We start from the raw sequence: 8240 nt of genomic DNA on the forward strand, positions 1-8240 counted from the left end.
TCTCCGGCCTGCCCGGCGGCGGCGGCACGCCGCTGGCCGCCGGCATCGAGGCCGCCTGGCTGCTGGGCAGCAGCCTTCAGCAATCACAAGGCGAGGGCGGACGGGCGCTGCTGGTCTTCCTGACCGATGCCCGCGCCAATATCGCCCGCGACGGCAGCCCCGGTCGAGCCCTGGCCATGCAGGACGCACTGAGCGCCGCCCAGCGCCTGCGCGCCTCAGGCCTCGCCAGCGTGCTGATCGACACCTCGCCGCGACCGCAGCCCGCCGCAATGGCGCTGGCCCAGGCCATGGCAGCGCGCTATGTGCCGCTGCCGCAGGGGCAGGCGAAGGATGTGCATGCGGCGGTGACGGCGGGGCGGTGAGGGCAGACCGGTGTGCGTTTGGGCGTTTGGCAACGTTGGCTCAGTCGACTGGTGCCGGCCATATCTGGTCGTCCAAGACCGGCTGCTATGCGACGGCTCGTTTCTAAGGCTGCGAGCATGGCCTAAGTAACCCATGAATCCGATGAAAGGCTGTGATGGCGTGCGTCGCGGCGCGCAACCGTCCAGGGCGTTCTGCTCGGGCGAAGCGCATTTGCCCTGTCGCCGTTACCACTTACGATGGGCCGGAGCATTTGAGGTGTGGTGGCCGTCGCGCGACTACACATGCAAGAGATTTACTCGGCCCGTGCGGGCCAATAGAAAGCGTGGAGGCAGGGAGACGTGCAGTTCATTGCAAATGGTCCAGACATCCCTGATGCGTTGTTGCAGGCACACGAGGAAGGGCGCGTGGTGTTCTTCTGTGGCGCGGGCATCGCCTACCCAGCAGGCTTGCCGGGCTTCAAGGGGCTTGTGGAAGACATCTATCGGCTGAGCGGCACCACATTCTCGGACATTGAACGGGAGGCCTTCAAGCGTGAGCAGTTCGACGCCACACTCGATCTACTGGAGCGTCGCTTGCCGGGCCAGCGCCTGGCAGCCCGACGTGCGCTGGCACAAGCGCTGAAACCAAATCTGCGTCGTAAGGGGGCGACCGATACGCACGCGGCGCTATTGCGTCTGGCGCGTTGCCGTGACGGCTCGCTGCGCCTGGTTACTACCAACTTTGACCGCGTGTATCACGCGGCGGCCAAGCGCACCGGCCAGGCATTCCAGTCTTATGCCGCACCGATGTTGCCGATCCCCAAGAACAGCCGATGGGATGGGCTGGTCTATTTGCATGGCCTTTTGCCCGAGAAGCCGGATGACACAGCACTGAACCGTCTAGTGGTAACCAGTGGGGATTTCGGACTTGCTTACCTTACCGAGCGCTGGGCCGCCAGATTCGTAAGCGAGCTGTTCCGGAACTACGTGGTCTGTTTCGTGGGGTACAGCATCAATGACCCGGTGCTGCGCTACATGATGGATGCGCTGGCCGCAGACCGGATGCTGGGAGAAGCTACGCCTCAGGCCTGGGCGTTTGCTGATTGCGAATCCGGGCCTGAGCAGCGCAAGACTATCGAGTGGGAAGCAAAGGGCGTCACACCCATTCTTTACGGGGTGTCCAGTGGCAGCCACTCTGCGTTGCACCAGACGCTGCACGCCTGGGCGGAAACCTACCGCGATGGCGTGCAGGGTAAAGAAGCCATCGTCATCAAACACGCTCTGGCCCAGCCACAAGACAGCACTCAGCAAGACGACTTTGTGGGCCGGATGCTTTGGGCCTTGTCCGACAGGTCAGGCTTGCCGGCCAAGCGCTTCGCCGAATTCAATCCGGCCCCGTCCCTGGATTGGCTGTTGAAGGCCTTCGGAAGCGACCGCTTTGCGCACAGCGATCTAGCCCGATTCTGCGTGAGTCCTCACGTTGAGGAGGACTCCGAACTACGGTTCAGCTTGATCCGCCGACCTGCGCCCTATGACCGCGCGCCTCAGATGTTGTTGGCCTCCGGAGGGAATGCTGATAGCCATTGGGATGACTTGATGTTCCATCTGGCTCGCTGGCTCACGCGTCATCTGGATGATCCGAAGCTTGTCATCTGGATCGCACAGCGCGGCGGGCGGTTGCATGATCGCTGGCCGTGGCTGATCGAGCATGAACTAGATCGATTTGCGGCGTTAGAACGACATGGCAAGGCATCCGAAATGGATGACATCCGCTTGCAGTCGCCAAAGGCGATCCCTAGCCCGCTGATGCGTACCTTCTGGCGTTTGCTGCTTAGCGGGCGAGTGAAATCGGCGTGGCGAGACTCCGATCTTTATAGATGGAAGGGACGGCTGACTAGAGATGGGTTGACAACTACGCTGCGCTTGGAGCTACGCGAACTGCTCGCTCCGCAGGTCGCCTTGAAGGAGCCGTTTCGCTGGCGTGAGGAAGAAGACGCGGGCGAACCGGCTCACTTAAGGCAACTGGTGGAGTGGGAGTTGGTGCTGGCCTCTGATCATGTGCATTCCGCACTGCGCGACCTGGCTGAAGGTGACGACCGTTGGACATCGGCTCTGCCGTTGCTGCTCGAAGACTTCCAGCAACTACTGCGTGACGCGCTGGACCTATTGCGTGAACTTGGTGGGGCCGAGGATCACAGCGACCGCTCTCATTGGGATCTGCCGTCCATCTCGCCACACTGGCAGAACCGGGCGTTTCAAGACTGGGTGAGCTTGATCGAGTTGCTACGCGATGCGTGGCTGGCGATTCACGCGAATGACAGCGCACGCGCAAGTCGGATTGCTCTGACTTGGTTCGACTTTCCGTACCCTACTTTTAAGCGCCTGGCCTTGTTTGCTGCCAGTCAGGCTCACAGCATTCCGCCCGAACGGTGGGTAGATTGGCTCCTGACCGATAGCGCTTGGTGGCTGTGGTCATCCGAGACGGGGCGAGAGGTGTTTCGATTGTTCGTTCTGCAAGGGGCGCAACTGCAAGGCACCGATCAGGAGCGTCTGGAGACGGCCATCATGGCAGGGCCGCCGCGCAAGATGTATCGGACTGACCTAGAACCGGAGCAGTGGCGCGACCTTGTTGCTCGCGATGTCTGGCTGCATCTGGCGAAACTGAGCGCGTCAGGTCTTGCTTTGGGAGCGGCTGCGGCCGCATGCCTGACGGAATTGTCCAGGTCGTATCCCGATTTGCGGCTAGCTACAGATGAGCGCGATGAGTTCTCCCACTGGATGAGCGGCACTGGGGACCCCGACTACGACGATAGCCGGGATGTCGATATTGCGCCGCGCAAGCGGCGGGAACTAGTGCAATGGCTCACCAAGGCATCGCCCGCGCAGCGGCCGTTCTATGAGGACACCTGGCGCGAGGTCTGCCGCAGTCGCTTCTTCCACAGCTTGCTCGCCTTGTGCGATCTGGCAAAGCAGGACATATGGCCTGCCAGTCGATGGCGCGAGGCTTTGCAGGCATGGTCGGAGGAAGGCATGGTCATGCGCTCCTGGCGATACGTCGCATCGCTGGTACTGACCATGCCCGAGGCTTTGGTTCAAGAGCTTGCGCATGGGGTCACGTGGTGGATCAAGGCCGCATCGAGCTCGATCAACCACCGCGAAGACATTATGTTGAGTTTGTGCAGTCGCGTGCTGGCGCTGCCGTTGGAACCAGGCACTGGAATCACGCGTAACGGCGAGCCAATACGCGAACCCGTTTCAGAGGCCATCAATCATCCGGTCGGGCACGTCACGGAAGCTCTGATCAATCGGTGGTTCAAGCGAAGCCCGAACGACAACGAATTGCTTCCGGCCGAAATCGAACCCTTCTTCACGAAAATCTGTGATCTGCGAGTAGAAAAATTCCGCCATGGCAGGGTGTTGCTGGGTTCGCGCCTGATCGCACTTTTCCGGGTGGATCGTCAATGGACTGAACAACATCTCATGCCGCTGTTCAGTTGGAGCAATCCGGCCGAAGCAAAAGCCGTGTGGGAAGGCTTCCTGTGGTCGCCCCGCCTATATCAGCCATTGATGGCAGCCTTTAGGCCGCAGTTCTTGGAGAGCGCGCGGCATTACGCTGAGCTTGGCGAGCATCGCCAGCAATTCGCGGCATTTCTGACCTATGCGGCGCTGAGTCCGGCCGACGGATATTCCGTTGAGGATTTCCGATCTGCGATTGGATCGCTGCCGCAAAGAGGGCTAGAGGAGTCCGCGCAAGCCCTCTCCCAGGCTCTTGAAAGTGCTGCCGATCAACGTGAGGACTATTGGAAAAATCGCGCGCTGCCCTTCTGGCAGGAGGTGTGGCCTAAGTCTCGTGACTCGGCTACGCCCCGAATCGCTGAGTCTCTGGCTCGGCTGGTCGTTGCAGCTCGGGGCGAATTTCCGGCGGCCTTGGCTGCGGTGAAAGACTGGTTGAAACCCGTCGAACACCCAAGCCACATCGTGCATTTGCTGCACGAATCTGGCTTGTGCGGTCGGTTCCCTGAGGATGCACTGCTATTGCTGAGTGGGGTGATTGCAGCTCCGCCTTGGGTGCCTCGGGAGCTCGCGCAATGCTTGGACGCTATTGTTCAGATTCAGCCGCAGCTGGCACAAAATTCCCGCTACCAGCGGCTCAGAGGGTACTCGCGAAAGTGAGGTGCCGCGAAAAGGTCTAGTGCGGCCACCACCTACTTTGAGAGCCCTCTCTCTGGCGAACTCTCAACACTTGGCGACCGGCTGAATTGGGTCGAGGGCCGCCGCACCAGTCAAGGCTGCACACTGGAGGTCGCGGTCGTCGCACGGCCCCGCGTCTCATCCCACAACCCCATCACCAACGCATTAACCCGCTCCGGCGCCTCCTCATGCGCCAAATGCCCCAGCCCCGGCAGCGGATGAAAGCTCGCGCCCGGCAGCCAGCGCGCCAGCTCTAGCGACTGCACCGGCGCCACCGTGCGGTCGGCCAGGCCGGCGGCGAGCCATACCGGTGTGCGCAGCTCGGGCAGGCGTGCCTGCAAATCCTCCAGCCGCCAACTGGCCAGCATGTCCAGCACGCCGCGCACATGGGCGGGCTGGGCCAGCAATTCGCGGTAGTGCTGCACGCCGGCCTCGTCCAGGCGGGAGCCGGTGGAGGCGATCAGGTTCTTCAGCGCGCGGGGTTGGCCGGCGTGGCGGGTCACCCAGGCGGGCAGCCAGGCACCACTGCGGGCCGCGAGCTTGGCCACGGCCGGGGCCACCACGCCCATCAGGCCCGGCAGCGGCTGCAGCGCGCCGTTGACGGCCAGCAGCCCGCGCGCCTGCGGCAGCAGGCCGTCCAGGCACATCTGCACCATCACCGCCGCGCCGGCCGAATGGCCGGCCACCAACTCGGGCTGCCAGTCGAGCGCGGCCAGCAGCCCGCGCGCCTGCGGCAGCAGGCCGTCCAGGCACATCTGCACCATCACCGCCGCGCCGGCCGAATGGCCGGCCACCAACTCGGGCTGCCAGTCGAGCGCGGCCAGCAGCCCGCCCAGGGCCTGGGCCATGCGGGCCGGGCTGGCCTGGCCGTCGGCAAAGCCTTCGCTGCCGCCATGGCCGGGCAGATCGGGGATCAGCAGGGAGAAATGCTCGGCCAGCCCGGGCAGGCAGGGCGCCCAGGACTGCAGCGAAGAGCCCGTGCCATGCAGCAAGAGCAGGCGTGGCAGCCCTGCCTTGCTCCCGGCGCGCTGCACGCGCCAGCGCAGCGCGCCGGCTTGCAGTTGCAGCAGCAGCAGCAGCAGCTCTGAGGGCAGGGGGCTGTCAGTTTTCATGTCAACGCCTATTGTCAATCAAACTAGACACGTCTAGGATCAAGCCATGTTGACGCCCGGCCATCCGCCCAGCTCGCCCAGCTCCGCCGCCCTGCCGGGGGCAGAGCCCCATGCCCGTGCTGATGCGCGTCCTGATGCGGGTCCTCAGGCCCTGGTCATCGGCAGCGGCTTCGGCGGCCTGGCGGCGGCGGTGCGGCTGGGCGCGCGCGGCTACCGGGTGACGGTACTCGAAAAGCTCGACGCCCCCGGCGGCCGCGCCTATGTGCACCGGCAGGACGGTTTCACCTTCGACGCCGGCCCGACCGTGATCACCGCGCCTTTTCTGTTCGAGGAGCTGTGGGCGCTGTGCGGCCGGCGCCTGGCCGACGATGTGGACCTGCGGCCGGTGGCGCCGTTCTACCGGGTGCGCTTCGATGACGGCACGCTGTTCGACTANCGAGGAGCTGTGGGCGCTGTGCGGCCGGCGCCTGGCCGACGATGTGGACCTGCGGCCGGTGGCGCCGTTCTACCGGGTGCGCTTCGATGACGGCACGCTGTTCGACTACAGCGGCGATGCGGACGCGATGCGCGCCGAGGTGGCCCGGCTCGCGCCCGAGGATGTGGCTGGCTACGAGCGCTTTCTCCAAGCCAGCGAGGCGATCTACAAGGTCGGCTTCGAGCAGCTGGGCCATGTCTCCTTCGACAGCTGGACCGCGATGGCCAAGGTGCTGCCCGATCTGCTGAAGCTGGAGGGCTACCGCACGGTCTGGGGCCTGGCTTGCAAGCATGTGAAGCACGAGAAACTGCGCGTGGTGCTGACCTTCCAGTCCCTGCTGGTCGGCGGCAACCCCTTCTCGACCACGTCCGTCTACTGCCTGATCGCCTTTCTGGAGCGGCGCTTCGGCGTGCATTTCGCGATGGGCGGCACCGGGGCCTTGGTGCGCGGCCTCGTCGGGCTGATCGAGGGGCAGGGCGGGCAGGTGCTGTGCGGCCAGGGGGTCGAGGAGATCCTGGTCGAGCAGGGCGCGGCCTGCGGCGTGCGGCTGGCCTCGGGCCAGCAGCTGGCGGCTGATATCGTGGTCTCCAATGCCGATTCGGCCTGGACCTACAAGCATCTGCTGCCCGAGCGCTACCGCCAGCGCTGGACCGACCGGCGCATCGACAAAGCCCGCTATTCGATGAGCCTCTTCGTCTGGTATTTCGGCACCCGTCGCCAGTACCCGGATGTGGCCCACCACACGATCTCGCTGGGCCCGCGCTACCGGGGCTTGCTCGACGATATCTTCACGAAGAAGCACCTGGCCAAGGATTTCAGCCTCTATCTGCACCGGCCCACCGCCACCGATGCCAGCCTGGCACCGCCGGGCTGCGACACCTTTTATGTGCTGGCGCCGGTGCCGCATCTGGAGGCCGGCGTCGACTGGCGCGAGCGCGCCGAGCCCTACCGCGCGGCGATTGCCAAGCGCCTGTCCGAGACCCTGCTGCCGGGGCTGGAGCAGGCGGTGGTCAGCTCGCTGATGCTGACGCCGCAGGACTTCCAGGACCGGCTGAGCTCCTACAAGGGCGCGGCCTTTGCGCTGGAGCCGGTGCTGACGCAAAGCGCCTGGTTCCGGCCGCACAACCGCAGCGAGGAGGTCGAGCGCCTCTACCTGGTCGGCGCCGGCACGCATCCGGGCGCCGGCCTGCCGGGCGTGCTGTCCTCGGCCAAGGTGCTGGACGGGATCGTTCCCCACGGCCGCGATCTGGCTCGCGAGCATCAGGCCACCGCCGAACAAGGATTCACCAGCCATGTCAGCACCGCATCACCGGCCTGAGGCCCACCCGCCGCTGCTGGATGCCGATCTGGCGGCCTGCCGCGCCAGCCTGGCCGCCAACTCCAAGACCTTTCATGCGGCCTCGCTGCTGCTGCCGCCGGCGGTGCGTGCGCCGGCGACCGTGCTCTATGGTTTTTGCCGGCTGGCCGACGACACGGTCGATATCGAGGGCGGCCGCCGTCTGGCGATCACGCAGCTGCGCCGCCGGCTGGACCGGGTGTTCGAGGGCCGGCCTCAAGCCGTGGCGGCCGACCGGGCACTGGCCGCCGTCGTCGCGCGTTATGCGATCCCGCGCGCCTTGCTGGACCTGCTGATCGAGGGCCTGTCCTGGGACGTCGAGGGCCGCAGCTACGAGACGCTGGACGAGCTGCAGGACTATGCCGCCCGCGTGGCCGGCACGGTGGGCGCGATGATGAGCCTCTTGATGGGCGTGCGCGAGGCGCCGGCGCTGGCGCGGGCCTGCGATCTGGGCGTGGCGATGCAGCTCTCCAATATCGCCCGCGATGTCGGCGAAGACGCCCGCATGGGCCGGCTCTACCTGCCGCGCCAGTGGCTTCGCGAGGCCGGCATAGCCCCCGAAGCCTGGCTGGCCGCGCCGCGCTTCGAGCCGGCGCTGGCCGGCGTGATGCAGCGCCTGCTGGCCAGCGCCGATGAGCTGTACGCCCGCGCGGCCTCGGGCGTGGCCAGCCTGCCGATGGCCTGCCGGCCGGGCATCAATGCGGCGCGCCTGCTCTATGCCGAGATCGGCCACGAGGTGGCGCGCGCCGGCGGCGATTCGGTCAGCCGCCGGGCCGTGGTGTCGG

5 protein-coding genes and 1 pseudogene are annotated in these 8240 nt (G+C 65.5%); 5 read left to right on the forward strand and 1 reads right to left on the reverse strand.

The annotated features are described in order from the left end of the window. Together bchD and dsr1 are read left to right on the forward strand one after the other, a co-directional pair. Nucleotides 1-362, forward strand: a pseudogene (gene bchD, locus PO768_RS26810) (magnesium chelatase subunit D); the annotation flags it as partial. 339 nt (nucleotides 363-701) lie between these two features. After that, entirely contained in the window at nucleotides 702-4514 is a 3813-nt protein-coding gene (gene dsr1, locus PO768_RS26815; RefSeq protein ID WP_272648498.1) for an anti-phage defense-associated sirtuin Dsr1, read from the forward strand. Nucleotides 4515-4624: 110 nt separating this feature from the next. Here dsr1 and PO768_RS26820 read toward each other — a convergent pair whose 3' ends face one another. After that, on the reverse strand, nucleotides 4625-5644 hold the full coding sequence (locus PO768_RS26820; RefSeq protein ID WP_272648499.1) for an alpha/beta fold hydrolase: 1020 nt from the start codon (nucleotides 5642-5644) through the stop codon (nucleotides 4625-4627). A 46-nt stretch (nucleotides 5645-5690) separates the two neighbouring features. Here PO768_RS26820 and PO768_RS26825 point away from each other — a divergent pair, with 46 nt between their 5' ends. From PO768_RS26825 to PO768_RS26835, 3 genes are all read left to right on the forward strand, one after another. After that, a complete protein-coding gene (locus PO768_RS26825) occupies nucleotides 5691-6170 on the forward strand; it encodes an FAD-dependent oxidoreductase (protein WP_272648500.1) in 480 nt (159 codons plus the stop codon). Next, nucleotides 6058-7437: a phytoene desaturase family protein gene (crtI, locus tag PO768_RS26830; RefSeq protein ID WP_272648501.1), complete on the forward strand. Its 1380-nt coding sequence runs from the start codon at nucleotides 6058-6060 to the stop codon at nucleotides 7435-7437. Before PO768_RS26825 ends, crtI begins: the two co-directional genes overlap by 113 nt. Continuing rightward, nucleotides 7412-8240 (forward strand): phytoene/squalene synthase family protein (locus PO768_RS26835; protein WP_272648502.1); only part of this gene is annotated, 829 nt, incomplete at its 3' end. The genes crtI and PO768_RS26835, both read left to right, overlap by 26 nt.

This window comes from Paucibacter sp. XJ19-41 (assembly GCF_028462495.1).
GTDB lineage: Bacteria > Pseudomonadota > Gammaproteobacteria > Burkholderiales > Burkholderiaceae_C > Roseateles_E.

Coding starts and splice junctions, on each gene's coding strand:
- PO768_RS26820 (WP_272648499.1), bottom strand. CDS start 5,644: ATGAAAACTGACAGCCCCCTGCCCTCAGAGCTGCTGCTGCTGCTGCTG.